The 23,225-nt window shown below is 62.5% G+C and carries 23 protein-coding genes; 6 read left to right on the forward strand and 17 right to left on the reverse strand.

Features of this window, described 5'->3' with window-relative positions; all coding sequences use genetic code 11:
* Nucleotides 1-133: 133 nt before the first annotated feature.
* Entirely contained in the window at nucleotides 134-1,231 is a 1,098-nt protein-coding gene (locus tag PG881_RS17305) for a calcium:proton antiporter (RefSeq protein ID WP_017408799.1), read from the forward strand.
* A gap of 145 nt (nucleotides 1,232-1,376) precedes the next feature.
* Here the strand turns inward: PG881_RS17305 and hutH are convergent, their stop codons facing one another.
* The 10 genes from hutH to ftsY all read right to left on the reverse strand — a co-directional run bounded on the left by hutH (nucleotide 1,377) and on the right by ftsY (nucleotide 13,500).
* Nucleotides 1,377-2,909: a histidine ammonia-lyase gene (gene hutH, locus PG881_RS17310; RefSeq protein WP_011704356.1), complete on the reverse strand. Its 1,533-nt coding sequence runs from the start codon at nucleotides 2,907-2,909 to the stop codon at nucleotides 1,377-1,379.
* A 4-nt stretch (nucleotides 2,910-2,913) separates the two neighbouring features.
* Nucleotides 2,914-4,623 carry a urocanate hydratase gene (gene hutU, locus PG881_RS17315; RefSeq protein ID WP_270801633.1) on the reverse strand — a complete coding sequence of 570 codons (1,710 nt, stop codon included), beginning with the start codon at nucleotides 4,621-4,623 and terminating at the stop codon, nucleotides 2,914-2,916.
* Nucleotides 4,624-4,677: 54 nt separating this feature from the next.
* On the reverse strand, nucleotides 4,678-5,622 hold the full coding sequence (gene hutG / locus PG881_RS17320; RefSeq protein ID WP_270801636.1) for a formimidoylglutamase: 945 nt from the start codon (nucleotides 5,620-5,622) through the stop codon (nucleotides 4,678-4,680).
* A complete protein-coding gene (hutI, locus tag PG881_RS17325; protein WP_041216115.1) occupies nucleotides 5,615-6,850 on the reverse strand; it encodes an imidazolonepropionase in 1,236 nt (411 codons plus the stop codon). The genes hutG and hutI overlap by 8 nt, the downstream gene beginning before the upstream one ends.
* Nucleotides 6,851-7,005: 155 nt before the next feature.
* Nucleotides 7,006-7,710, reverse strand: a complete 705-nt coding sequence (hutC, locus tag PG881_RS17330; protein ID WP_017408794.1) for a histidine utilization repressor — start codon at nucleotides 7,708-7,710, stop codon at nucleotides 7,006-7,008.
* An 11-nt stretch (nucleotides 7,711-7,721) separates the two neighbouring features.
* Nucleotides 7,722-8,381, reverse strand: coding sequence for a carbonate dehydratase (can, locus tag PG881_RS17335; RefSeq protein ID WP_005308055.1), 660 nt, complete (start codon nucleotides 8,379-8,381; stop codon nucleotides 7,722-7,724).
* A 126-nt stretch (nucleotides 8,382-8,507) separates the two neighbouring features.
* Nucleotides 8,508-9,362 carry an RNA polymerase sigma factor RpoH gene (rpoH, locus tag PG881_RS17340; protein WP_016349143.1) on the reverse strand — a complete coding sequence of 285 codons (855 nt, stop codon included), beginning with the start codon at nucleotides 9,360-9,362 and terminating at the stop codon, nucleotides 8,508-8,510.
* Nucleotides 9,363-9,814: 452 nt separating this feature from the next.
* Nucleotides 9,815-10,768 carry a permease-like cell division protein FtsX gene (gene ftsX, locus PG881_RS17345; protein ID WP_011704350.1) on the reverse strand — a complete coding sequence of 318 codons (954 nt, stop codon included), beginning with the start codon at nucleotides 10,766-10,768 and terminating at the stop codon, nucleotides 9,815-9,817.
* Nucleotides 10,768-11,436, reverse strand: coding sequence for a cell division ATP-binding protein FtsE (ftsE, locus tag PG881_RS17350; protein WP_011704349.1), 669 nt, complete (start codon nucleotides 11,434-11,436; stop codon nucleotides 10,768-10,770). The genes ftsX and ftsE overlap by 1 nt, the downstream gene beginning before the upstream one ends.
* Before the next feature lie 90 nt (nucleotides 11,437-11,526).
* Entirely contained in the window at nucleotides 11,527-13,500 is a 1,974-nt protein-coding gene (gene ftsY / locus PG881_RS17355; RefSeq protein WP_270801638.1) for a signal recognition particle-docking protein FtsY, read from the reverse strand.
* A gap of 110 nt (nucleotides 13,501-13,610) precedes the next feature.
* Here ftsY and rsmD point away from each other — a divergent pair, with 110 nt between their 5' ends.
* Nucleotides 13,611-14,240: a 16S rRNA (guanine(966)-N(2))-methyltransferase RsmD gene (gene rsmD / locus PG881_RS17360; RefSeq protein ID WP_011704347.1), complete on the forward strand. Its 630-nt coding sequence runs from the start codon at nucleotides 13,611-13,613 to the stop codon at nucleotides 14,238-14,240.
* A gap of 238 nt (nucleotides 14,241-14,478) precedes the next feature.
* Nucleotides 14,479-14,790 carry a DUF1145 domain-containing protein gene (locus tag PG881_RS17365; protein WP_270801640.1) on the forward strand — a complete coding sequence of 104 codons (312 nt, stop codon included), beginning with the start codon at nucleotides 14,479-14,481 and terminating at the stop codon, nucleotides 14,788-14,790.
* Nucleotides 14,791-14,828: 38 nt separating this feature from the next.
* On the opposite strand, the gene PG881_RS17370 is transcribed toward PG881_RS17365, so the two are convergent.
* Together PG881_RS17370 and fabR are read right to left on the reverse strand one after the other, a co-directional pair.
* Nucleotides 14,829-15,194, reverse strand: a complete 366-nt coding sequence (locus tag PG881_RS17370; RefSeq protein WP_113995426.1) for a YijD family membrane protein — start codon at nucleotides 15,192-15,194, stop codon at nucleotides 14,829-14,831.
* Nucleotides 15,195-15,214: 20 nt separating this feature from the next.
* Entirely contained in the window at nucleotides 15,215-15,835 is a 621-nt protein-coding gene (fabR, locus tag PG881_RS17375; protein ID WP_005308043.1) for an HTH-type transcriptional repressor FabR, read from the reverse strand.
* A 149-nt stretch (nucleotides 15,836-15,984) separates the two neighbouring features.
* Here fabR and PG881_RS17380 point away from each other — a divergent pair, with 149 nt between their 5' ends.
* Complete coding sequence (locus PG881_RS17380; RefSeq protein ID WP_270801642.1) at nucleotides 15,985-17,103, forward strand: fatty acid desaturase; 1,119 nt, start codon at nucleotides 15,985-15,987, stop codon at nucleotides 17,101-17,103.
* Nucleotides 17,104-17,582: 479 nt separating this feature from the next.
* On the opposite strand, the gene PG881_RS17385 is transcribed toward PG881_RS17380, so the two are convergent.
* A complete protein-coding gene (locus PG881_RS17385) occupies nucleotides 17,583-18,836 on the reverse strand; it encodes a phospholipase D family protein (protein WP_270801645.1) in 1,254 nt (417 codons plus the stop codon).
* 77 nt (nucleotides 18,837-18,913) lie between these two features.
* Between PG881_RS17385 and PG881_RS17390 the strand changes: the two genes are divergently transcribed.
* On the forward strand, nucleotides 18,914-19,060 hold the full coding sequence (locus PG881_RS17390; RefSeq protein ID WP_162847499.1) for a hypothetical protein: 147 nt from the start codon (nucleotides 18,914-18,916) through the stop codon (nucleotides 19,058-19,060).
* A gap of 7 nt (nucleotides 19,061-19,067) precedes the next feature.
* Here the strand turns inward: PG881_RS17390 and PG881_RS17395 are convergent, their stop codons facing one another.
* The 3 genes from PG881_RS17395 to tatA all read right to left on the reverse strand — a co-directional run bounded on the left by PG881_RS17395 (nucleotide 19,068) and on the right by tatA (nucleotide 21,196).
* Nucleotides 19,068-20,492, reverse strand: a complete 1,425-nt coding sequence (locus PG881_RS17395) for a lytic transglycosylase F (protein ID WP_039212845.1) — start codon at nucleotides 20,490-20,492, stop codon at nucleotides 19,068-19,070.
* 225 nt (nucleotides 20,493-20,717) lie between these two features.
* On the reverse strand, nucleotides 20,718-21,020 hold the full coding sequence (locus PG881_RS17400) for a DUF406 family protein (RefSeq protein WP_011704341.1): 303 nt from the start codon (nucleotides 21,018-21,020) through the stop codon (nucleotides 20,718-20,720).
* A 14-nt stretch (nucleotides 21,021-21,034) separates the two neighbouring features.
* The gene (gene tatA / locus PG881_RS17405; RefSeq protein ID WP_005308036.1) at nucleotides 21,035-21,196 is read right to left on the reverse strand and encodes a twin-arginine translocase TatA/TatE family subunit; all 162 of its coding nucleotides are present in this window, start codon (nucleotides 21,194-21,196) and stop codon (nucleotides 21,035-21,037) included.
* A 274-nt stretch (nucleotides 21,197-21,470) separates the two neighbouring features.
* Between tatA and PG881_RS17410 the strand changes: the two genes are divergently transcribed.
* Nucleotides 21,471-22,439 (forward strand): LysR substrate-binding domain-containing protein, encoded by a 969-nt coding sequence (locus PG881_RS17410; RefSeq protein WP_011704340.1) that lies wholly within the window; start codon nucleotides 21,471-21,473, stop codon nucleotides 22,437-22,439.
* A gap of 104 nt (nucleotides 22,440-22,543) precedes the next feature.
* Here the strand turns inward: PG881_RS17410 and PG881_RS17415 are convergent, their stop codons facing one another.
* Nucleotides 22,544-23,143 (reverse strand): YhgN family NAAT transporter, encoded by a 600-nt coding sequence (locus PG881_RS17415; RefSeq protein WP_010635400.1) that lies wholly within the window; start codon nucleotides 23,141-23,143, stop codon nucleotides 22,544-22,546.
* Nucleotides 23,144-23,225: the final 82 nt, after the last annotated feature.

Consider the following 23,225-nt stretch of genomic DNA (forward strand, 5'->3'; position numbering starts at 1 on the left):
ATGAGCAACAAAATGATTTTCCCTTGAGCGGACAACTCCCTTTATCATGAACAGGCGCGCCACCTCGTGTGGCGCCGCCACCCTGTTCCTTACCCGTCGGCTCACGCCGCCCTGATGATGAGAACCATTGCCTATGAAGTCATTTATCCGGCAAGAGATTGCCCTGCCCGTTGGCCTGCTCACCCTGCTCTTTTTCAAGACGCTCGGCAGCGACCTGCTGACAGAGGCCACTCCGCTCGGGATTTATCTTCCTGTCTCGGCGGTGCTGCTTGCCATTGTCACCTGGGCCATCTTCTCGGTGGTGCGCCACTCGGATGCCCTTGCCATCAAGCTTGGCGAGCCTTTTGGCACCCTTATCCTCACCCTGTCGGTCATCTCGCTGGAAGTGGTGATGATCTCCTCGGTCATGCTGACCGGTGAACCCAATCCGGTGATGGCCCGCGACACCATGTTTGCCGTGGTCATGCTGGTGACCAACGGCCTGGTGGGCTTCACCCTGCTGTTCGGCGGCTGGCGCTACCACACCCAGAGCTTCAATCTGGACGGGGTCAAATCCTATCTGGTGGCCATCATTCCGCTGGCGCTGCTCTGCCTGGTGCTGCCCAACTTCACCGAAGGGGGCAACATCGGCAGCATGTCGAGCGCCATGTCCTGGATGCTCATCATCATCTCGGTGCTGCTCTACGGCGTCTTCCTGCTGATCCAGACTCGCAGCCACAGCCACTTCTTCATCGACAGCGATCACGAAGATTACGAAGAGCACCACGGCCCGCTGCAGAGCAACGTCTACCACACCCTGTTGCTGCTCGCCTATCTGGTGGTGGTGATCCTGCTGGCCAAGACCCTGGCTATTCCCATCAACCACGGGGTCAAGGTACTGGCGGCGCCGCCGGCGCTGGGTGGCTTCATCGTCGCCTGTATCGTGCTGGCCCCCGAAGCGGTCGGCGCCATCAAGGCGGCCTTCAACAACCAGCTGCAGCGGGCCATGAACCTCTACTTCGGCTCGGTACTGGCCACCATCGCCCTCACCGTGCCTGCGGTGCTGTTCATCGGTGCCATGCTGGGGCAGGAGGTGCGCCTGGGCCTCTCCGCCGCCGACATGGTACTGCTGTTCACCACCCTCATGGTGTGCAAGGTGACCTTCAGCAGCGGCCGCACCAATGTGCTGCACGGGGCCACTCACCTAGTGCTGTTCGTGGTGTACCTGTTCCTGATGTTCGAGCACGAATAACCGCGTTCAACCAACGTCAGAAACGCAAAGACCGCCCGATTGGGCGGTCTTTTGTTATCTGCTCCGGGATCTCACGGACGCCAAAGAAGCGGCTTCCCCCTCATCCCCTACCCTTCTCCCGCCAGGGGAGAAGGGGGAGCAAGGCTTACAGGCTCGGCAGCACGCCGGCCGGGAGCAGGTCGTTGTAGCTGGCGCGGCCCAGCAGGGCGGCGGCCGCCTCGATATCCGGCGCGAAGTACCTGTCCTTGTCGTAGAAGCTGACCTCTTCCCGCAGCCGGCCCTTGGCCAGCTCGATGAGCTCGGTGCTGCGCAGGGGAGCACGAAAATCCAGCCCTTGCGCTGCCGCCAGCAGTTCCACCGCCAGAATGCCGCGGGTGTTCTCGGCCATGTCCGCCAGTCGACGGCCGGCGAAGGTGGCCATGGAGACATGATCCTCCTGGTTGGCAGACGTCGGCAGGCTGTCCACCGAGGCCGGATGGGCCAGCGTCTTGTTCTCGGAGGCGAGCGCCGCCGAGGTGACCTGGGCGATCATGAAACCGGAGTTGACGCCGCCGTTGTTGACCAGGAAGGCCGGCAGACCGGACATCCGCGAGTCGATCAGCAGCGCCATGCGCCGCTCGGACAGCGACCCGATCTCGGCGATGGCCAGCGCCAGGTTGTCAGCGGCGAAGGCCACGGGTTCTGCGTGGAAATTGCCGCCGGAGAGGATGTCTTCATCCTCGGCAAACACCAGCGGGTTGTCGGAGACCGCGTTGGCCTCGCACACCAGCACCTCGGCCGCCTGGCGGATCTGGGTCAGGCAGGCGCCCATCACCTGCGGCTGGCAGCGCAGGGAGTAGGGATCCTGCACCTTCTCGCAGTTGTGATGGGACATGCCGATCTCGCTGCCATCCACCAGCAGGTGGCGATAGCAGGCGGCCGCATCGATCTGGCCACGCTGACCGCGCACCGCGTGGATCCGCGCATCGAACGGCCGGCGGCTGCCAAGGGCCGCCTCCACGCTCATGGCACCTATGGTGATGGCACCGGCGTAGAGATCCTCGGCATGGAACAAGCCTTCCAGCGCAAAGGCGGTGCTCGCCTGGGTGCCGTTGAGCAGGGCCAGCCCCTCTTTCGGTGCCAGCGCGATGGGCTCGAGCCCGGCAATCTTCAGGGCCGTGGCGGCGTCGATGAGCTCGCCAGCGTGGCGGGCCTTGCCCTCCCCGATCAGCAGACAGCTCATGTGGGCCAGCGGCGCCAGATCGCCGGAGGCGCCGACGGAGCCCTTCTTCGGCACCACAGGATAGACTTCGGCGTTGATCAGCCGCATCAGGGCCTCCAGCACCACCAGCCGGATGCCGGAGAAGCCGCGCGCCAGCGAGTTGAGCTTGAGCACCATCATCAGCCGTACGGTGGCGTCATCCATGTACTCACCAATCCCTGCTGCGTGGGACAGCACGATGGAGCGCTGCAGCTCGTCCAGCTGCTCCACCGGAATGCGGGTGTTGGCCAACAGGCCAAAGCCGGTGTTGATGCCATACACCACCCGATTTTGCTCGATCACCTTGGTGACTACGGCGGCGGAGGCGTGGATCCCCGCCAGCGCGGCGGGATCCAGTGAAACGTGTACCGGCTCGCGGCTGACGCGGCGCAGGGTGGCAAGATCCAGCTCGCCCGGGGTAATAGTCAATTCAAACATGGTGTTACACCTTTCCTTTGACACCGTTGGCGCCGTCAATCATCGGCAGATCCAGTTTCGCCTCGTGGGCGCAGTTGATGGCAATCTCGTAGCCAGCGTCGGCGTGACGCATCACCCCGGTGGCCGGGTCGTTGCGCAGCACCCGACCGACCCGCTTGGCGGCGTCATCGGAGCCATCACAGACGATCACCACGCCGGAGTGCTGGGAGAAGCCCATGCCGACCCCGCCACCGTGGTGTAGGGAGACCCAGGTCGCGCCGCCGGCCGTGTTGAGCAGGGCGTTGAGCAACGGCCAGTCGGAGACGGCATCGGAGCCATCCATCATTGACTCGGTCTCGCGGTTCGGGCTCGCCACCGAGCCGGAATCCAGGTGATCGCGGCCGATGACGATGGGCGCTTTCAGCTCGCCATTCTTGACCATCTCGTTGAAGGCCAGGCCGAGGCGTACCCGATCCTTGACCCCGACCCAGCAGATCCGCGCCGGCAGGCCCTGGAAGGCAATGCGCTCGCGGGCCATGTCGAGCCAGTTGTGCAGGTGAGGATCATCGGGGATCAACTCCTTCACCTTCTGGTCAGTCTTGTAGATATCTTCCGGATCGCCGGAGAGCGCCACCCAGCGGAACGGGCCAATGCCCTCGCAGAACAGCGGGCGAATGTAGGCCGGGACGAAGCCGGGGAAGTCGAAGGCGTTTTTCACCCCCTCCTCCAGCGCCATCTGGCGGATGTTGTTGCCGTAATCCAGGGTCGCGGCACCGCGGCTTTGCAGGATCAGCATGGCTTCCACCTGCCGAGCCATGGAGTGGCGGGCGGCGACGTTCACCTCCTGGGGAGCGGATTTTTGCAGCGCGCGCCACTGGGCCACGCTCCAGCCCTGCGGCAGGTAGCCATGCACCGGGTCGTGGGCAGAGGTCTGGTCGGTCACCACGTCCGGGGTAATGCCACGGGCCACCAGCTCGGCGAACACGTCGGCGGCGTTGCCGAGCAGACCGACGGAGACGGCGCTGCCGCTCTGCCTGGCCTCTTCGATCATGGCCAGCGCCTCATCCAGGCTGTGGGCCTTCTTGTCCACATAGCGAGTACGCAGACGAAAATCGATGCGGGTCTCGTCGCACTCCACCGCGATCATCGAGAAGCCGGCCATGGTGGCGGCCAGCGGCTGGGCGCCACCCATGCCGCCGAGCCCGCCGGTCAGGATCCAGCGCCCCTTGGGTTCGCCGTTGAAGTGCTGGTTGGCCACCGCGAAGAAGGTTTCGTAGGTGCCCTGCACGATCCCCTGCGTACCAATGTAGATCCAGGAGCCGGCGGTCATCTGGCCGTACATCATCAGGCCCTTCTTATCGAGCTCGTTGAAGTGCTCCCAGTTGGCCCAGTGCGGCACCAGGTTGGAGTTGGCAATCAGCACTCGCGGTGCGTCCTTGTGGGTCTGGAACACCCCGACCGGCTTGCCGGATTGCACCAGCAGAGTCTGATCCTCCTCGAGCCGGGTCAGCACCTCAACGATCTTGTCGAAGCAGGCCCAGTTGCGGGCGGCGCGGCCGATGCCGCCATACACCACCAGCGACTGAGGATGCTCGGCCACCTCGGGATCCAGGTTGTTCATCAGCATCCGCAGCGGCGCTTCGGTGAGCCAGCTCTTGGCGGTCAGCGTGGTGCCGCGCGGGGCGCGGATCACGCGATTGGGATCGTGGCGGGGATCCTGGTGTTGCTGGGACATATACACTCCTTGTTTATCGATGCAGCAGGGTGGCGGCCGGCCGGTGGCAGACCGCTACTTGGTTAACTGATGGACCAGCCGCGCAGCCACGCGGGCACTGCGGTTGTCCTGATCCAGACTCGGGTTGTATTCGGCCAGATCGGCGAGCCGCAGCTTGCCGCTGGCCCGGATATGGGCGATCAGGGGTTCGATGACTGCCAGCTCCACGCCGCGGGCCGCGGGGGCACTCACTCCCGGCATCACGGCCGCCGGCAGCACGTCGAGATCGATAGTCAGATAGAGGTGATCGCAGCGGGCGATAAAGGCATCCAGCCCGCTGAGCAAGGCCGGCAGCTCGGCCGGCGTCATCGCCTCGTCCAGCACGTGCCACACCCCCAGCGCCTCGGCGCGCGCGAACAGCGCCTGGGTATTGGCGGTCTCGGCCACCCCGAGGCAGGCGTAGGTAAAGGGCGTGCCCTGGGCGGCGCACTGCTCGGCAATCTGGAAGAAGGGGGTGCCGGAGCTCGCCTGCTCCAGCTTCATGCGCAGGTCAAAGTGGGCGTCGAAGTTGATGATGCCGACCCGGCCACGACCAGCCAGATGCAGGTTGAGGCCGCTCCAGCTGCCGAAGGCCACCTCGTGGCCACCGCCCAATACCAGCGGGAAGTGCCCCTCGTCCAGCAAGCGGGCCACCCGTTCGGCCAGACGGCCGTGGGCGGCATCGAGATCGCCATCCTCGCAGTTCACGTCACCGCAGTCATAGACGGGCCGACCCAGATGCCAGGCGCTGTTGGCCAGCAGCTTGCGCACCGCCAGCGGCGCACCGGCGGCCCCGACCCGCCCCTTGTTGCGGCGCACCCCCTCGTCACAGGCAAAACCCACCAGGGCTACGCCCGGGGCGGCGCGGCCTGCTTGTGGCCAGGGTTGCACCTTGTCGTGCCAGCGCAGGGCCAGCTCGCCATCTTCCGGATCCTGGCGCCCCTGCCAGACCGACATGTCGACCGGGTTGAACTTATCCATGGAGCGTCTCCTCGCCGTTGACCACCCGGCTCACCAGCTGATCGACGCCGATGAGGTAGCTGAGCTCTGCCGGATGGCCGCAGTTCCAGACCAGGAAGTCCGCCAGCATGCCGACCCTGAGCTGCCCCAGCTGCTCCTGCTCGCCAAGCGCCCGGGCGGCGTGGCGGGTCACCCCGGCCATGGCCTCCACCGGGGTCAGGCCGAACAGGGTGCAAGCCATGTTCATGGCCATCCGCAGCGAGACGATGGGGGCCGTGCCCGGGTTGATGTCGGAGGAGACCGCCATCGGCACCCCCGCCTTGCGCAGCGCGGCGACCGGAGGCAGCTTGGTCTCCTTGAGGAAGTAGAAGGCGGTGGGCAGCAGGGTGGCCACCACGCCGCGGTGGGCCAGCGCCTGGATCCCTTCCGGATCCAGGTACTCCAGGTGATCCACCGAGAGGGCGCCGAAGTTGGCGGCCAGCGTGCTGCCGCCCAGGTTGGAGAGCTGATCCATGTGCCCTTTCACCGCCAGACCGTATTGATCTGCCGCCAGATAGACCTGTTCGGTCTGGGCCAGCGAGAAGCCGATGTGTTCACAGAAGACGTCCACCGCATCGGCCAGGCCCGCCTCGGCGGCGGCCGGGATGATCTCCTGACAGATGGTCTCGACCCAGGAGTCGGGATCGTCGCGATACTCCGGCGGCACCGCATGAGCCGCCAGCAGGGTGGTCTTGACCCGGATCGGCAGCGCCTCCCCCAGTCGGCGGGCGACCCGCAGCATCTTGAGCTCGTCTTCCAGGGTGAGGCCGTAGCCGGACTTGATCTCCACCGTGGTGACCCCTTCGCGGATCAGGGATTTCACCCTCGGCAGCGCCAGCTCAAACAGTTGATCCTCACTGGCGGCGCGGGTGGCGCGCACCGTGCTGATGATGCCGCCGCCCTTGCGGGCGATCTCCGCATAGGGCACCCCTTTCTGGCGCAGTTCGAACTCTTCGGCACGGCTGCCGGCGAAGATGAGGTGGGTGTGGCAATCGATGAGGCCGGGGGTGACCAGCTTGCCCTTCATGTCCTGCCAATGGGCGGGATAGGGGCCCTTGAGATCCTGCATCGGCACCAGGGCGTGGATCCGCCCCTCGTGAACGCCGAGGGCATGGGGTTCCAGCAGACCGTAGTCGGCCAGATCGGAGCGCAGGGTGGCGGGTGTCACGTTGAGCCAGACCCGCTCGCAGTTCAACAGTTCCTTGTTCATACCGACCTCTAAATGTATATACATTAACTTATATCCGATCTCTGACGGGAAAGAAAGGATCAAGTTCACATCTTGATAACAGCGTGTTCATTAGAGCTTAAACACAAAAAAGCCCGCCAGAGGCGGGCTTTGTCAAAAACAATATGTATATACAATCAACTGAGGCTGGTCTTGGAGCTCAACTTGTAGCGGGAGCCCGGCGAGAGCAAACGGGCATAGGAGACCAGATAACCATCGGACCAGGTACGCCGATGCAGCAGCAGGCAGGGGGTGTCGACCCGCACCTGTAACAAGCCGGCTTCGCCGGCACTTGGCAGCACCGCCTCCACCACGTGCTCCATCTCGGAGAGGGGGCAGACCTCCATCAGATAACGGTTGGGGGTCTGGCTGGCAAAATCCTGCTCGCCATACGCCGGCAGCCGCTCGGCATCGACAAAGCGCTCTTCCAGTTGCAGCGGCTCACCATCGGCCTGATGGACGATGAGACTGTGGAAGATGGGGGCGCCGACCCGCAGGCCCAGCTGCACCGCCACCTTCTCGTCGGCGGCCTGACGCTGCAGCCGGATCACCCGGCCGCTGTACTCGCTGCCCCGCTCGGCGATCTCGTCGGCGATATTGCGAATGGCCAGCAGCGGCGATTCGGTGCGCCTGTCCGCCACGAAGCTGCCGGAGCCGGCGGTGCGCACCAGCCAGCCCTCGGCCACCAGCTCGCGCAGCGCCTTGTTGACCGTCATCCGGCTCACGGCGAACTGCTCGCACAGGGCTGCCTCGGTCGGGATCCGGTCGCCCGCCTGATAGTGGCGTTCGCGGATCCCATCCAGGATGTGCTGCTTGATCTGCAGATAGAGGGCCGGTGCCAACGGGATGCTCCTCAGCGACGGCGGTGGGGCGGACGCATGTCCGGCCAGGCGCGATAGACGTCCGGGATCTGCTCGGGCCCGCTGATGCAGAGATCGAGATCGTGCAGCAGACCGTCCTTGATGCCGTAGATCCAGCCGTGTACCGCCAGCTCCTGCCCCTTGCGCCAGGCGTTCTGGATGATGGTGGTGTGACAGACGTTGGCCACCTGCTCGGCCACGTTCAGCTCGCACAGGTAGTCGAAGCGCTCGTGCTCATCCTCGATGGCATCCAGCTGCTCGCGATACTTGAAGTAGACATCCTTGATGTTGCGCAGCCAGTTGTCGATAAGCCCCAGCTCCTGGTTCTGCATCGCCGCCTTGACGCCGCCGCAGCCATAGTGGCCGCAGACGATGATGTGCTTCACCTTGAGCACCTCGACCGCGTATTGCAGCACCGAGAGGCAGTTGAAGTCGGTGTGTACCACCAGGTTGGCGACGTTGCGGTGGACGAACACGTCCCCCGGCAGCAGCCCCATCAGCTGGTTGGCGGGTACCCGGCTGTCGGAGCAGCCGATCCAGAGGTATTCGGGGGCCTGCTGGGCGGAGAGGGTAGCAAAGAATTCGGGATCCTCGGCCTTGATCCGTTCCGCCCACTCGCGGTTGTTGGTAAACAAGTCGTTCAAGAGTTTCACTATCTGCTCTCCCTACTGTGGCAGTGGCGGCAACATACCATACACAAGGGTAACCAAGGCAAGGCCGACCAGATCCCCGCCAAACAAAAACAGGGCCATCAGGCCCTGTTTTTGTGGGAGGAAGCATCAGGCTTCCATGGCATCTTTCAGCTTCTTGAGGGCGTTTTTCTCAAGCTGACGCACCCGCTCGGCGGAGACGCCGTAGGTATCGGCCAACTCCTGCAGGGTGGTCTTGCTGTCATCATCGAGCCAGCGGGCACGGATGATGTGCTGGCTGCGCTCGTCCAGGGTAGCCAGGGCCGAGCTCAGGCGACGGGTCGCGTGATCGTCCCAGTTGTCGTTCTCGATGGTCGCGGCCAGATCGGAGGATTTGTCCTCCAGATAGTGAACCGGTGCGAAACCGCCCTCTTCTTCATCATCGCCGACCAGATCGAACGCCTGATCGTAGTTGCTCATGCGCGCTTCCATCTCGGTGACGTCGGCGGCGGAGACGCCGAGGTCGGCAGCCACTGCCTGCACCTCTTCGTGGTTCAGCCAGCCCAGACGTTTCTTGGATTTGCGCAGATTGAAGAACAGCTTGCGCTGGGCCTTGGTGGTCGCCACCTTGACCATGCGCCAGTTGCGCAGAACGTATTCGTGAATTTCGGCCTTGATCCAGTGCACAGCAAAGGAGACCAGGCGCACGCCGACACTCGGGTCGAAGCGCTTGACCGCCTTCATCAGGCCGATGTTGCCTTCCTGCACCAGGTCGGCCTGGGGCAGACCGTAGCCGGCATAACTCTTGGCGACATGAACGACAAAGCGCAGGTGCGACATAACGAGCTGACGGGCAGCCTCGAGATCGCCACCCTGCTGCAAACGCTCAGCCAGTTCACGCTCTTCCTCTGCGCTCAGCACCGGAATCGAGTTTACTGCCTGGATATAGCCTTCCAGACTACCTTGCGGAATCAGAGCCATAGTGCGCTGCAATGAAGTTCCCATGTTCTACCTCTTACTTTTCAATCGAATCAGTCTAACACCCTGAGAGGGCCTGTCTACTGACCGGACGCCATTCTGCGGCCTGCATCAAACATGCTGAACATGTTTGAACCGGGGTTATCTTAGGCCGGCAGGATGAATCATGAATGAACAGTCAAAAAAAGGGGGTCACAATAAAGGACCCCCGAAAAGTAGCATGCTAAGTCCATTGTTGCGGAGCTCGCAACCTTCACATGCTTGCCAAGTCAGACGAGCAAGGCATAGGGGCCACACCCGTATAAATTCTTCAGCATTTGTAGACTGCTTATAAATCAGAAGGTTCACAGGATCCAGAGAAGATCCCGAAGATCGGCAATGTTCAGATTACTCCCAGAACGGCGGCCGTGCCAGAAACGGCCACTCTTTTACTTGATCCAGGTCGCAAAATCCAGCGCTTTAAAACGCTGATAAATTAATCAGGACGGTTCGATGTCGCGAATGTGACGATGGACCGAAAACCAGGAGGCAATCAGCCCCAGCAAGGCGCCCAGCAGGATCAGGTTGATCCCGTCCACCGCCCCCATCCCCACCAGCCGGAAGTTGCTGTTGTAGAGGCCGGCCAGCTCCTTCACCACCCCCTCGCTCCAGATCACCATCACCTCGGTCAACCACCAGGCCAGCATGCCGCCGATGACCCCGAACCAGATGCCGGTATAAAGGAAGGGACGATGAATGAAAGCATCGGTCGCCCCCACCAGCTTGAGCACCTCGATCTCGGAACGCTGGTTGAGAATATTCAGCCTGAGCGTGTTGCCGACGATCAGCAGCACGGCGGAGAGCAGCAGCACAGCGATGCCGGTGATGGTGTGACGCAGCAGGTTCATGATCCCCTGCAGCCGGGTCAGCCACTGCAGATCCAGCTTGCCCTGTTCCACCCCGTCTTCGTTGTTGAGCTTGTTGAGCAGCTCGGCCGCCCCTTCCGGGTTCTGCCAGCGCGGATCCGGGATCACGCTCAGCACCGGCGGCAGCGGGTTGCTGTCGAGGTAATCGAGCGCATCGCCAAACCCGGAGATCTCGCGAAACTCCTTGAGCGCCTCATCCCGGCTCATGTAGGTGACCGACTCCACCTCCGGGTAGAGCAGGATCCGCTGCTTCATGTCGAGGATGTTCTGCTCGGGCAGATCCTTGCGCAGATAGAGGGAGATCTGGGAGCTGGTCTGCCAGCTGCCCTCCACCACCTCGGCGTTTTTCAGCAGCACGTGGAAACAGGAGGGCAGCGCCAGGCTGACCCCCAGCACCGCCAGCGTCATCAGCGAGGCGAGCGGGTTGCGCCACAGCTCCCCCAGGCTGGAAAAAGCCTGCCGGGCGTGGTCGACCCAGTACATCATGAAGCGCCGTAGCGGTGGCTGTTTATGGCGAACGATAGCCATCAGAGCTCCTCCCCTGCCGAATACATGCGACCCGCCTTGAGGGTCAGGGTGCGATAGCGCATGCGGGCGATCAGCCCCAGATCGTGGGTGGCAATCAGCACGGAAACGCCGAAGCGGTTGAACTCTTCGAACAGTCGCATGATGTCCATGGAGAGCTGGGGATCCAGGTTGCCGGTCGGCTCATCCGCCAGCAGCAGCGGCGGCTTGTTGACGATGGCGCGGGCGATGCCGACCCGCTGCTGTTCACCGCCGGAGAGCATGCGCGGCTGGTAGCGTTCCTTGCCGAGCAACCCGACCTTGTCGAGCGCCGCCGCTACCCGTTTGTTGATGTCCGCATGGCTGTAGCCGTCGATCACCAGCGGCAACGCCACGTTGTCGAACACGGTGCGGTCCATCAGCAGCCGGTGATCCTGGAAGATCATGCCGATCTGGCGGCGCACGTAGGGGATCTCCCCCCGCTTGATATGGCTGACGTCGTCGCCATGAAAGAAAACACGGCCGTCGGTGGGCCGTTCCATCACGCTGATGAGTTTGAGGAGGGTACTCTTGCCTGCACCCGAGTGCCCGGTCAGGAAGGCCATCTCCCCCTTGCGCAGGTGAAAACTGACCTTCTGCAGCGCCTGATGGCCGCCGCTGTAGACCTTGCTGACCTTGTCAAAACGGATCATAACGGTTCCCTGACAGTGACCAACCCCGACCTGGGTCGGGGTTGGGGGCGCACGACTCGCGGCGCCCGAGCTTGCTCATCGCGAAGGAGATCACTCCTCGCGACTGAAAAGCGCCTCGATGAAGTCGTTGGCGACGAACGGACGCAGATCGTCGATCCCCTCGCCCACCCCGATGTAGCGGATCGGGATCTGGAACTTGTCGGCCACCGCGAAGATGACACCGCCCTTGGCAGTACCGTCCAGCTTGGTGAGGGTGATGCCGGTCAGGCCCACCGCCTCGCTGAACAGCTTGGCCTGGCTCAGGGCGTTCTGGCCGGTGCCGGCGTCCAGAGTCAGCATGATCTCGTGGGGCGCCGCATCGTCCAGCTTCTTCATCACCCGCACCACCTTCTTGAGCTCTTCCATCAGGTTGCTCTTGTTCTGCAGGCGGCCGGCGGTGTCGGCGATCAATACGTCGGCGCCACGGGAGCGGGCTGCCTCGATGGCGTCATAAATGACGGAGGCGGAGTCGGCGCCGGTGTGCTGGGCAATCACCGGAATGTTGTTGCGCTGACCCCACACCTGCAGCTGCTCGACGGCGGCGGCACGGAAGGTATCGCCGGCGGCCAGCATCACACTCTTGCCTTCGGCCTGGAACTGCTTGGCCAGCTTGCCGATGGTGGTGGTCTTGCCGACACCGTTCACGCCTACCATCAGGATCACGTAGGGTTTCTTGCTGGTGTCGATCACCAGTGGCTGCTCGACCTTGGCCAGCATCTCGCCCATGTCCTGCTTGAGCAGGCCGTAGAGCGCCTCGGCATCCTTGAGCTGCTTGCGATCCGCATGCTGCACCAGCCCCTCGATGATGCGGCTGGTGGTATCGACGCCGAGATCGGCGGTCAGCAGCTGGGTCTCCAGCTCTTCAAACAGCTCGTCATCGATCTTCTTGCCACGGAACAGGCCGAAGAAACCGGAGCCGATATTCTCCCGGGTACGCACCAGACTGCGCTTGAGGCGGGCGAAGAAACCCTCCCGTTGCGGCTTCTCCTGGGTGTCGTCATCCACCTTGGCGGCCAGCGGCAGGGCTGCCAGGGCAGCGGCCTCAGCCTCCATCGCGGCGACCAGGCGCAGATCTTCCGCTCGCTGGGCCTCTTTGGCGAGACGGACTTCCTCGGCAGCCTGGGCTTCGGCGGCAATACGCGCCTCTTCTGCGGCGCGGGCTTCGGCAGCAATACGAGCTTCTTCTGCGGCACGGGCCTCGGCAGCAATACGCGCTTCTTCTGCGGCGCGGGCCTCTGCGGCAATGCGAGCCTCTTCCATAGCGCGGGCTTCGGCAGCAATGCGCGCCTCTTCCGTAGCGCGGGCTTCGGCAGCAATACGCGCCTCTTCCGCAGCACGGGCTTCGGCGGCAATACGGGCCTCCTCTGCAGCCTGAGCTTCAGCAGCAATACGAGCCTCTTTTGCGGCACGGGCCTCGGCAGCAACACGAGCTTCTTCTGCGGCGCGAGCTTCGGCGGTAATACGGGCCTCTTCTGCGGCAAGGGCTTCAGCAGCAATGCGAGCCTCTTCTGCGGCACGGGCCTCGGCGGCAATGCGAGCCTCTTCTGCGGCACGGGCCTCGGCGGCAATACGCGCTTCTTCTACGGCGCGAGCCTCGGCGGCAATGCGAGTCTCTTCTGCAGCGCGGGCTTCGGCGGCAATACGAACTTCTTGCGCCGCCTTGAGCTCGGCAGCAACACGGGCAGCCTCTTGAGACTGCGCTTTCGCAGCGGCACGCTCCTCTTCGGCCAGCAGGGCTTCATTGACGATCACCGGCTCCAGATCGGAGGCACACTCCTCCACCACCAGCGGACCATGGTCGTCCAGCTCGGCAGGTGGGCAGCAATCATCGTGCAAAACAGAATTCTGTGCGCTGGCGGGCACTTCAGCCGCCACGGCAGGCGTAGGATCGGAAACGGGAGCGGGGGCAGCAGCGACCTCGGGCTCAGCGGTAATCGGGGTGGCTTGCGGTGTCTGTGGTTGGACAGCCTCAGCCTCTTCTTTCTTGCGGCCGAAACCCAGCCAGGAAAACAAACCTTTTGCCATCTAAAAATACTCACATCAAAGGCTGACTGCTAAGATAGCCGTCCCTCGGCGGGTCGGCATAAAAATGAACCGCCTTATACTACCACTTTATTTTCTGACGACGAAACGCGATGCCCAGAGTGAAATCCAGCCGTAACGGCCCGAGCAAGAGCCCAGCCCCGCAGGGGAAATCGGGCTTTGTAAGAATCATCAGCGGTCAGTGGCGAGGCCGCAAACTGCCGGTCAGGGATGTGGAAGGACTCAGACCCACTACGGATCGCGTCAAGGAGACCATCTTCAACTGGCTGGCTCCGCATGTCCGTGGCACCCGCTGTCTGGATCTGTTCGCCGGCAGCGGCGGCCTGGGGCTGGAGGCGCTGTCGCGCTATGCCGAGCAGGTCACCCTGATCGAGATGGACAAGGGCGCCGCCGACCAGATCAAGAAGAACCTAACCACCCTCGGCAGCAGCCAGGGCCAGGTGATCCAGTCCGATGCCGTCAGCTGGCTGCAGGGGCCGGCCACACCGTTCGATCTGGTGTTTCTCGATCCCCCCTTTCGCCGCGAACTGCTGCCTCAGGTGTGCGAGCTGCTTGAGCAGCGCGGCTGGCTGGCGCCGGACGCCCTCATCTATCTGGAGCGGGAGAAGGAGATGGCCGATCTGCCGCTGCCGGCCAGCTGGCAACTACTCAAGGACAAACAGGCAGGCCAGGTCTGCTATCAGCTCTATCTACGAGACACCAAGCATGACGCTGCTGTTTAAAAGAGGGAGGTGGGCGCGGCGCCCCTCCCCATCAATTTGGACAACGGCTCAAGGACAAGCAGGCCGATCAAATCAGGTCTGCTATCAGCTCTATCTGCGAGACACCAAGCATGACGCTGCAGTTTAAAGGGGGGAGATGGGCGCGGTGCCCCTCCCCGTCAATTTGGACAACGGCTCAAGGACAAGCAGGTCGATCAAATCCAGGTCTGCTATCAACTCTATCTGCGGGAGGTAAACGATGAAGCGGGTGTTTAATCTGTTGGCGATGGGCCTGATCCTGTTCTTCTGGTTCGGCGTGCTGGTCAGCCTGATCGCCCCGCTGCCGGGCAAGCTCAACGGCTTTCTGCCGGTGTGCGGCGTGATCGTGGCCCTGATGCACTGGGTGCAGGCCAGCATGGTCAAGGCGGCCTGCAAGCCCTACTTCGCGGTGAGCCGGCTCGAGTTCACCCAAGTGCTGGTGTTCGGGGTGTTCGGCATGGTGGAGATCCGCGCCAGGCTGCAGGACATCGTCGATGCCAAACAGCGCGGCACAGACAACAAAGCCGGGTGATCCCGGCTCTGTCATGGTGGTTCAGGAAGGAGTGCTGGTCACTCCTTCTCTTTTTTCCCCACGCTGATGCCGAGCTTGATGGAGAGCACCGCCAGCAGCAGCAACATCATGATCAGCGAGAAGAAGTTGCTGCCAAGCTCGGGGTACTGCACCTTGACCAGCGCCGAGTGGCCGAACACGCCGATGAAGAAGCAGAGCAGCATGCAAACGGGTGTGTTGCCCTCCAGCGAGACATGACGGTAGTGCTGGTAGAGCTGATAGGCAGCCAGTACCAGGGCGATCATCGGGAAGAAGGAGAAGGGCACCACCGACTCCGACAAGACCGTCAGAGAGGCATCACCACAGATGCCGATGAGCAGGGCCAGCAGCAGGGGTTTCTTCGGGATCGGGTTCTGATCATGCATGGAGCTGTCCATCCTTTGACTTAAGAGAGAGGTTCACGGCGCTTCTGGTTCTGGACCTCGGCGCCCATGGCGATCATGCGCAGCTGACGGATGGTGCGATCGGACAGGGCCCGGCACTCCTCGCTGGTCATGTCGAGGGCATCGGCACCGGCGCTGAAGACGATGGTCACCATGGCTTCGGCCTGGATGTAGGCCTCTTCCCGCGGTGCCCCCGTGGTGGCCTCGAGGTAATCGGTCAGTTCGGCGATGAAGTGCTGGATCTCCCGCGCCACCGCCTGCCGGAATGCCGCCGAAGTGCCGGAGCGCTCGCGCAGCAGCAGCCGGAAGATGTTCGGATTGTTCTCGACGAACTCCATGAAGGTCTGCACCGAGGTGCTGATGACGCTGCCGCCCCCGGCGATGCGCTGGCGCGCCTGGCGCATCAGCTGGCGCAGGGTCAGGCCGCCTTCATCCACCAGGGTCAGTCCCAGCTCCTCCATGTCGCGAAAGTGACGATAGAAGGAGGTGGGCGCGATGCCGGCCTCCCGCGCCACTTCCCGCAGGCTGAGGTTGGAAAAACTGCGGTTGGCGCACAGTTGGCTGAACGCCGCCTCGATCAGAGTACGCCGGGTTTTTTCTTTTTGTTGCGCGCGAATACCCACGAAAACAGTCACCTTCAGGTTATCGAGGCCAAATGATAACCCGAAGGCTGCGCCAGGATCAGGTTTGTCTCCTACTTTTTTACCATTGACCCGAATTCTGGCTGCATGGAGAATGGCGCACAGCTGTTCGCTGAAAGGAACCGAGTGAGATGGAACGCCCCCCGATCATCATGACCAACACCCTGCTGTTTGCCCTCTCCGGGCTGACCGCACTGATCGCCGTGCCCTGGTACGGCATGACCCATGGCTATGACCTCTGGCAGTGGGGCAGCTTCCTGCTGCTGTTCTGCTATTGCGGCATCTCCATCACCGCCGGCTACCATCGGCTCTGGTCCCACAAGGCCTACAAGGCCCACCCGATCCTGCAGTGGATCTTCGCCATCGGAGGTGCCCTCGCCCTGCAAAACTCGGCCCTGCACTGGTCTTCCGACCATCGCCGCCACCATCGACACGTGGATGACAACCAGCAGGATCCCTACAGTGCAGGACGCGGTTTCTGGTACTCCCACATCGGCTGGATGCTGCGTGAATATCAGGGCGACACCTATCACGACTACAGCAACGTGCGGGATCTGCAGAACAACCCCATCGTCGTTTTCCAGCACAAGCACTATCTGGCGCTGACCCTGGCCACCAACATCGGCATCCCGCTGCTGCTGGGGCTCATCCACGGCGATCTGCTCGGCATGTTGCTGCTGGCCGGGGTGCTGCGCATGGTGATGACTCATAACACCACCTTCTTCATCAACTCGCTGGCCCACATCTGGGGCAGCCAGCCCTTCACCGACCGCAACAGCGCACGGGACAACGGCATTCTGGCCTTCTTCACCTTCGGCGAGGGTTACCACAACTTTCATCACCTGTTCGAGAACGACTATCGCAACGGCATCCACTGGTGGCAGTTCGATCCCACCAAGTGGCTGATCCGCAGCGCCTCCTGGTGCGGGCTGACCCGGGATCTGCGCGCCTGTCCGGAAGAGCGGATCGAACAGGCCAGGCTGGAGATGCAGCTGAAACGGGCCCAGGCCAAGCTGCGCAAGCAGGATGACAGGGAGCTGTGGCAGGCCCTGCTGCAGGAGGAGTACGACAAGCTGAACCAGCAGTTGCAGCACTACTACGCCAGCCGCAAACGCCTGCTGGAGCAGCGCAAGCGCAAGGCGCTGGCCCGCTACGACCAACTGAAGCTGCAGCTGGAGTATCGCAACCTGCACGATGCCTTCATCGCCGCCAAACGCAACTGGAGCCGACTGCTGGCAGGCATCGCCTGACCCTGGAATGTCGGGCTGAACAAAGAAAAAGACCGCCAATCGGCGGTCTTTTTCTGGGCGCGGAGCAGCCAGCCAGCCATAAAAAATGGGGTGACACTCGCATGTCACCCCCTCGCAAATAGCATGTTCCATATTGGAATCCGGTCCTGTCGGGTTCTGCTGCTGCTTCCTGAGTTTCCGCTACCCATCTGAAGCAGGTGCCTGCTGGAGCAATCCAGTCGGCCAGTTCCCTTCACGACCCTCTTCCGCACGGCGGCAAGCCACCGTGTTGTCCTTGCAGTTGAAATATTACGCAGATAAATAAAATAAAAAACCGATTTATGCGCCCATGTATGCAAGTCGCAACCCTTCATGGAACTTCAGTCAGAAAACAATTCTATTAAAAACAATACGATAAACCAGTTCATCGCCATAGGATGGCAAACGTTATCCTCGAAGGCGCACAAGGCTTTGCGAGATCTCGCACACGCTCGCCCCGCTCACAACCAGCGCTGCAGCGGTAACCAGTCACTGACCCTGGCCAGCAGGCGGCGCAGGGTGGAGGGCGGGGCCGCCACCGAGTGGGAAGAGCGCTGCTGCCAGGTCGCCAGCCACTGCTGCAACTCGGCACACAACGCGGGACAGGCCAGATGCAGCACCAGCTCGGTGTTGAGCAGCAGAGAGCGCGGATCCAGATTGAAGCTGCCGAGCAGCGCCTCCTCCTCCCCCACCAGGATCAGCTTGGCGTGCAGACTGAGCGACTCCCCCTCCAGCTCCGACAGCGCGATACCCTGCCGTATCAGCCAGGGACGGTGACGGCGATAGGCGCCGTACACCAGCGGCACATCCGTGCTGGCCAGAGAGTTGGTCAGAATGTCAATGTTCACCCCCGCCTGCCGCTGCTGCCTGAGCCGGCGGCGCAGCCCCCGGGTCAGGATGAGATAAGGGGTGACCAGACTCAGCGTGCCTTGGTTGTCGGCCAGCTTGCGCCAGAGCAGGCGTGCGGTGGTGGGTCGAGACACCAGCCCCTTGCCGGGTCGATCAAACCACACTTCTGCCTCTCCGGCATGCCAGGGCAGGGGGACGGGTTCGGGATCGAACAGGCTGGCGGGCAGGTCGTAGACGGCCGCCACCTGCGGCTCATTCATCGTCAGCAGAAAGTCGTTCACCACCTGCACCTCGGCCCGCTGCAACGGGCGCCGCAGCAGACGGCGGATCGGGTGGCTCCAGCGGCTGCGCCAGAATTGATCGAAACCCTGCTCGGCCTGCTGGCAGAGCAGGCCGCGACAGGCGAGATCCAGATCGACGAACTGGGGCGCCCCACCGAGCCCGAAGTAACGGTCCCCGATGTTGCGACCGCCGATCACCGCCTGGCTGCCATCCACCAGCAACAGCTTGTTGTGCATGCGGTGATTGATGCGGCGAAAGCTGAGCAGCCCTTCCAGCAGCAGGGTCAGTGGCCGCCAGCCACGCAACCAGAAGGGATTGAACAGGCGCACCTCGATACCCGGCTGATGGGCCACCATCTCCAGGAAACGGTTGTCGCCGGCATAGAGGTCATCGATGAGCAGCTGCACCCGCACTCCGCGCCGGGCGGCATGCAGCAGCTCCGCCAGCAACAGCTTGCCGCTGCTGTCCTCCTCCCAGCTGTAGTACTGGGCCTGGATCCGGCTTCTGGCGCCGCGGATCAGCTGGCAGCGCAACTTGAGTGCCAGCTCGGGCTGGTCTATCAGGGCGAATTCAGCGGGGATCATGGCGTCATCCGCCTGTCATGAGGAAATGGCATAACGCTGGCTAAGGGCCTCGTAGCAACAGGATGAAGGAATTTACCATGGAACTCACGGATCGCCCCGCCATCAGTCACAGACCGCAGGCCAGTGAGCCGGATCCCTCGCCAAGCGGCCAGCTGGCCCCCTGGTATCTGCAGCACAGGGATCAGGCCTGGCAGCCCTTCGCCCCGCCCGCCCAACCGCACTAGCAGGACGTCAGGGCTGGGCTACCGCCTCGATGGCGGCCGCCTTGCCCTCCAGCTGGGGCAGGCTGAAGCGGTAGGCCACATAGTACTTGTAGATGGTGCTCACATAGTTGATGGGCCCCTGGCCCACCTCATTGGCCACCAGCTGCTCCACGTTGCCGAACCAGACATTGGGATCCAGCCCGGCGGCCTCGGCCTTGGCCCTGAGCGCCTGCACCCGGTTCGGACCGGCATTGTAGGCCGCCAGCGCAAACAGGTGGCGGTTGAGCACATCCAGCTTGGGATCATTGAAATAGGTGTCGAGGATCAACCGCATATAACGGCAGGCCGCCTCCACATTGCCCTCCAGACTGGCAAGCCGGGCACCGCGAATGCCCACCTCGCCGCCGGTGCTCGGCAACAGCTGCATGATCCCCACCGCCCCCCGTTCGGAACGGATATTGGCATTGAGGCCAGACTCCTTGTAGGCCAGCGCTGCCAGCATCAGCCAGTCCAGCCGGTACTTGTCGGCCTGCTGCTCCAGCACCTTACGGATGGTCGACAGCCTGCCCAGCGGATCCGGTGCCAGTATGTTGCTCATCTGGTCGTTGCGCGCCAGCAGACGGCGCAGAGCCATGTCGCTGTAAAGGGTGCGCTTGCCGGCATCGGCCAGATAGTCGTTGACCGCCTTGAGCAGTTCGGGACTGTTGTTGCGCAGGGCCCAGGCGCTGCGGCCGTTGTCTCGCAGCGGGATCAGCTTGTGGGCTCGCAGCCCGCTGATCATGCCGAGCCAGATCCGCCCCTTGAAGCTGTCGGTCACGGTGAGCGGTATGATGCCGGCCGCCACCATCTCCAGCAGATCCCCGTCCTGCAGATATTCAGGCACCGTCTCGATATAGATGGGCGGCAGCCCCAGCTCACGAAACAGCCAGTTGAGCTGGCGCAGGCTCTCGTAATAGCTGGAGCTGGCCCGCACCCAGACCCGCCGGCCGGAGAGCTGGGTAATGCGGTTGAAGGTCGGCAGGCTGTGCTGGCTCACCACCCACTCTTCGATGGGGGCGATCACCGGGTTGGAGAAGGTCACCTGTTCGCGCCGGGTCGGCGTCACCGTCATGTTGGCGGCCACCAGATCCCCCCGCCCCTCGGTGAGGTAGTCCAGCAGCTTGTCCTGGCGCACCGGGATGTAGATGATCTTGAGTTTGATCTTCTCCTTGGCCAGGTAGGTCTGATTCAGCCAGCGCTCGAACCCCTGCAGCTGGTTGACCAGGATGCCGTGTTGGGCCCCCTTGTCGAAGAAGAAGAAGCCCCGCTCATAGACCACCAGGGCCCTGAGCTCTTTCTTTTGCAATATGCTGGCGAGATCCCCGGGCTGGGGCAGCCGTTGCGGCTTGAGATCCGCCGCCAGCAGCGGCAGCGCACACAGAGCGAGCAGACCCCAGCACCAGCGCAGCCTCATGATGCAAGCGCCTGCGGTTGCTTCGCAGCGAGCGGGATCCCGTCAAACGGGTGGCGAACAAAGGTGGGGAAAATGGCGAAGAGCCAGCGCTGAACCATGATGAGATCGCCTTCTGTTGGCCGACTCGCGTCGGGCAAAACCGTCTGTGGGATAACTAACTATAGAACGCGGACCCACAGCAGAAGGGTCAACACGGCAGGCAAGCCTGCCGTGTCATCAGCAGGCTCAGATAGAGCGGGCACGCATCTCGAAAATGAGTTTTTCGGCGGTGCAGGTGAATTGCAGGCGGGCTTTCAGGATCACGCCGTTGGCGCCCTGACTCAGTTCGCTGCTGCTTGTTGCTTCGGCAGTGACCTGCTTGGCCAGCGCCTCGTAGGCGGCCAGCTTGGCGCGAGCGTCGGCTTCTGCAGCGGCCTCGATCACCAGCTCCATCACATCGTCACCTTCGCCGATGATGGTACCAATTTCGGCGAAACAGCCGCAGCTGTCACAGGTCTCGTTCAATTCCACTTTCTCTTCTACGGACATCATTCAACTCCCACTTATTTCGGCTGTGATTCATCGTCACGCAAGGCTTTGCGAAAATCCCTGATGGCGGTGCCCAGATCTTCCCCGGCGCCAGCCAGGCGTTTGCTGCCAAACACCACGACCACGACGACGAGCAGGATCAACAAATGCCAGATATGAATTCCACCGAGTCCCATAGGGATACTCCTGACTGATAGATACCGATTGTTTGTATCAAAAGAAGGCGCAAAGATTGTTGGGCAAAATCAAGACAGGTGCAAGTTTGCAAATAAATCACTCAAAAAAATACGGCGACCCAGGGTCGCCGTATTGCTTGATGCTACTTGTCCCCTCAACCACTACATCCTGTACCAGCCGCCATCGAAGGCGAGAGACGTTTCGAGCATAAATTCGCCTAGATATGAAAACAAATGGTATAAATTCATCTAAGAATTGAAGAGGATTCATATCATGTTGCTGGAACAGTTGGGGCGTATCGACCTCAATCTATTGATTATCCTGCAAGTATTGCTGGAAGAGCGAAACGGCAGCCGGGCGGCCCGTCGGCTGCACCTGAGCCAATCTGCCGTCAGCAAGGCGCTCGGCCGGCTGCGGGAAACCTTCGACGACCCCCTGTTCGTGCGCTCGGCCTACGGGCTGGAACCCACCGCCCGCGCTCTCAGCCTGCAGCAGCAACTGCAGCCCATCCTGCTGTCGCTCGACAACCTGATCCAGCCACCGGATTTTGACCCGACCACCACCGAGCGGGAGTTCGTCATCGCCAGCATGGACAGCGCCTTCACCCTGTTCGCCCCGCTCTACCTGAGCGAGCTGAAACGACAGGCCCCCGGCATCCGGCTGCGCTACGAGGAGTGGACCGAGAACAGCCTGACCGAGATGAGCCAGGGCCAGGTGGACATTGCCTTCACGGTGCGGGAGAACTGCATCAACTCGGACTTTCGGCTCGACACCCTGCCCAACGCCATCTGCCAGCGGCTGCTCGCCATCGACGATCTGACCTGCCTGGTGCAGCACGACCACCCCGCGCTGCACGAACCCGAGTGGGATCTCACCCGCTACCTGGCCTATCCCCACGTGCAGACCTATTGCGAAGGGCGCGATCGCTGGATGCTGGATCACAAGCTGGCGGAGCAGGATCTCTATCGTCGCATCGAGGCGACCGTGCCCTCCTTCGAGGCGGCGCTGCGGATGGGCATGCACTCGGACATGATAGTGACCCTCTCCCGGCTCTACGCCCGTCACGCCACCCAGGTCTATCCGCTGGTACCGCTGCCGCTGCCCATCGCCCTCGACAGCATCTCCCACCTGCTGATCTGGCATCAGCGTCACGAGGAGGATCCGGGCCACCGCTGGCTGCGGGAAACCCTGCTGACCCTCATCATGGGCAAGCTGGAGCCCACTGCGGCCGAACCGTCCTGATATCAGTACCGGGCCGAAAGACCCTGACGGTCACCACGCCGGATCTCAGGCAAAAAAACGGGGCTCGTCGAGCCCCGTGTCTTTTCTGTTGGCCTGTCGGCCGATCAGTTCTGACCGGTTACCGCCAGGTAGTGGTGCACCCCGTCGAGCAGCATCTGCACCGAGATCATCACCAGCAGCATGCCCATCAGACGCTCCACCGCGGTGAGTCCTCGCTCACCCAGCAGCTTGTTGAATACCTCGTAGAACATCAGGATCACCGCGCTGGCGCCCCAGGCCATCAACAACGCCAGCGACCAGTCCGCCATCCGGGTCGGCTCCTGGTTGGCCAGCAGCAGCAAGGACGCCAGGATCGAGGGACCGGCAATCATGGGGATGGCCATAGGCACCAGGAAGGGCTCCTCACCCGCAGCCAGCCCGGTTACTCCGCCTTCACTCGGGAAGATCATCTTGATGGCGATAAGGAACAGGATGATGCCGCCGGCGATGCTAACCGCCTCCTGCCGCAGGTTGAGGAAATTGAGGATCTGCTGGCCGACGAACAGGAAGGCCATCATGATCACCAGTGAAAACAGCAGCTCCCGCATCATCACCTTGCGCCGCCGCTTGGGATCGATATGACGCAGGATCGACAGGAAGACCGGCAGGTTGCCCAGCGGATCCATGATCAGAAACAACATGACGGCAGCGGAGAAAGTGTCCATACAACGCCCAGGCTAAGCCTTCAACAAAAGGAGGGGGAAAGAGGGCGAAATATAACAAAGGCGGCGGGATTCGGCGAGCGCG

Source organism: Aeromonas sp. QDB54 (assembly GCF_027707385.1).
Taxonomy (GTDB): domain Bacteria; phylum Pseudomonadota; class Gammaproteobacteria; order Enterobacterales; family Aeromonadaceae; genus Aeromonas; species Aeromonas hydrophila.

What these genes read in the sequence shown, in the direction of transcription:
- PG881_RS17305 (WP_017408799.1), top strand. Translation starts at nt 134, where the DNA reads ATGAAGTCATTTATCCGGCAAGAGATTGCCCTGCCCGTTGGCCTGCTC.
- hutH (WP_011704356.1), bottom strand. Translation starts at nt 2,909, where the DNA reads ATGTTTGAATTGACTATTACCCCGGGCGAGCTGGATCTTGCCACCCTG.
- hutU (WP_270801633.1), bottom strand. Translation starts at nt 4,623, where the DNA reads ATGTCCCAGCAACACCAGGATCCCCGCCACGATCCCAATCGCGTGATC.
- hutG (WP_270801636.1), bottom strand. Translation starts at nt 5,622, where the DNA reads ATGGATAAGTTCAACCCGGTCGACATGTCGGTCTGGCAGGGGCGCCAG.
- hutI (WP_041216115.1), bottom strand. Translation starts at nt 6,850, where the DNA reads ATGAACAAGGAACTGTTGAACTGCGAGCGGGTCTGGCTCAACGTGACA.
- rpoH (WP_016349143.1), bottom strand. Translation starts at nt 9,362, where the DNA reads ATGGGAACTTCATTGCAGCGCACTATGGCTCTGATTCCGCAAGGTAGT.
- ftsX (WP_011704350.1), bottom strand. Translation starts at nt 10,768, where the DNA reads ATGGCTATCGTTCGCCATAAACAGCCACCGCTACGGCGCTTCATGATG.
- ftsE (WP_011704349.1), bottom strand. Translation starts at nt 11,436, where the DNA reads ATGATCCGTTTTGACAAGGTCAGCAAGGTCTACAGCGGCGGCCATCAG.
- ftsY (WP_270801638.1), bottom strand. Translation starts at nt 13,500, where the DNA reads ATGGCAAAAGGTTTGTTTTCCTGGCTGGGTTTCGGCCGCAAGAAAGAA.
- rsmD (WP_011704347.1), top strand. Translation starts at nt 13,611, where the DNA reads ATGCCCAGAGTGAAATCCAGCCGTAACGGCCCGAGCAAGAGCCCAGCC.
- PG881_RS17365 (WP_270801640.1), top strand. Translation starts at nt 14,479, where the DNA reads ATGAAGCGGGTGTTTAATCTGTTGGCGATGGGCCTGATCCTGTTCTTC.
- PG881_RS17370 (WP_113995426.1), bottom strand. Translation starts at nt 15,194, where the DNA reads ATGCATGATCAGAACCCGATCCCGAAGAAACCCCTGCTGCTGGCCCTG.
- PG881_RS17380 (WP_270801642.1), top strand. Translation starts at nt 15,985, where the DNA reads ATGGAACGCCCCCCGATCATCATGACCAACACCCTGCTGTTTGCCCTC.
- PG881_RS17385 (WP_270801645.1), bottom strand. Translation starts at nt 18,836, where the DNA reads ATGATCCCCGCTGAATTCGCCCTGATAGACCAGCCCGAGCTGGCACTC.
- PG881_RS17390 (WP_162847499.1), top strand. Translation starts at nt 18,914, where the DNA reads ATGGAACTCACGGATCGCCCCGCCATCAGTCACAGACCGCAGGCCAGT.
- PG881_RS17395 (WP_039212845.1), bottom strand. Translation starts at nt 20,492, where the DNA reads ATGAGGCTGCGCTGGTGCTGGGGTCTGCTCGCTCTGTGTGCGCTGCCG.
- PG881_RS17400 (WP_011704341.1), bottom strand. Translation starts at nt 21,020, where the DNA reads ATGTCCGTAGAAGAGAAAGTGGAATTGAACGAGACCTGTGACAGCTGC.
- tatA (WP_005308036.1), bottom strand. Translation starts at nt 21,196, where the DNA reads ATGGGACTCGGTGGAATTCATATCTGGCATTTGTTGATCCTGCTCGTC.
- PG881_RS17410 (WP_011704340.1), top strand. Translation starts at nt 21,471, where the DNA reads ATGTTGCTGGAACAGTTGGGGCGTATCGACCTCAATCTATTGATTATC.
- PG881_RS17415 (WP_010635400.1), bottom strand. Translation starts at nt 23,143, where the DNA reads ATGGACACTTTCTCCGCTGCCGTCATGTTGTTTCTGATCATGGATCCG.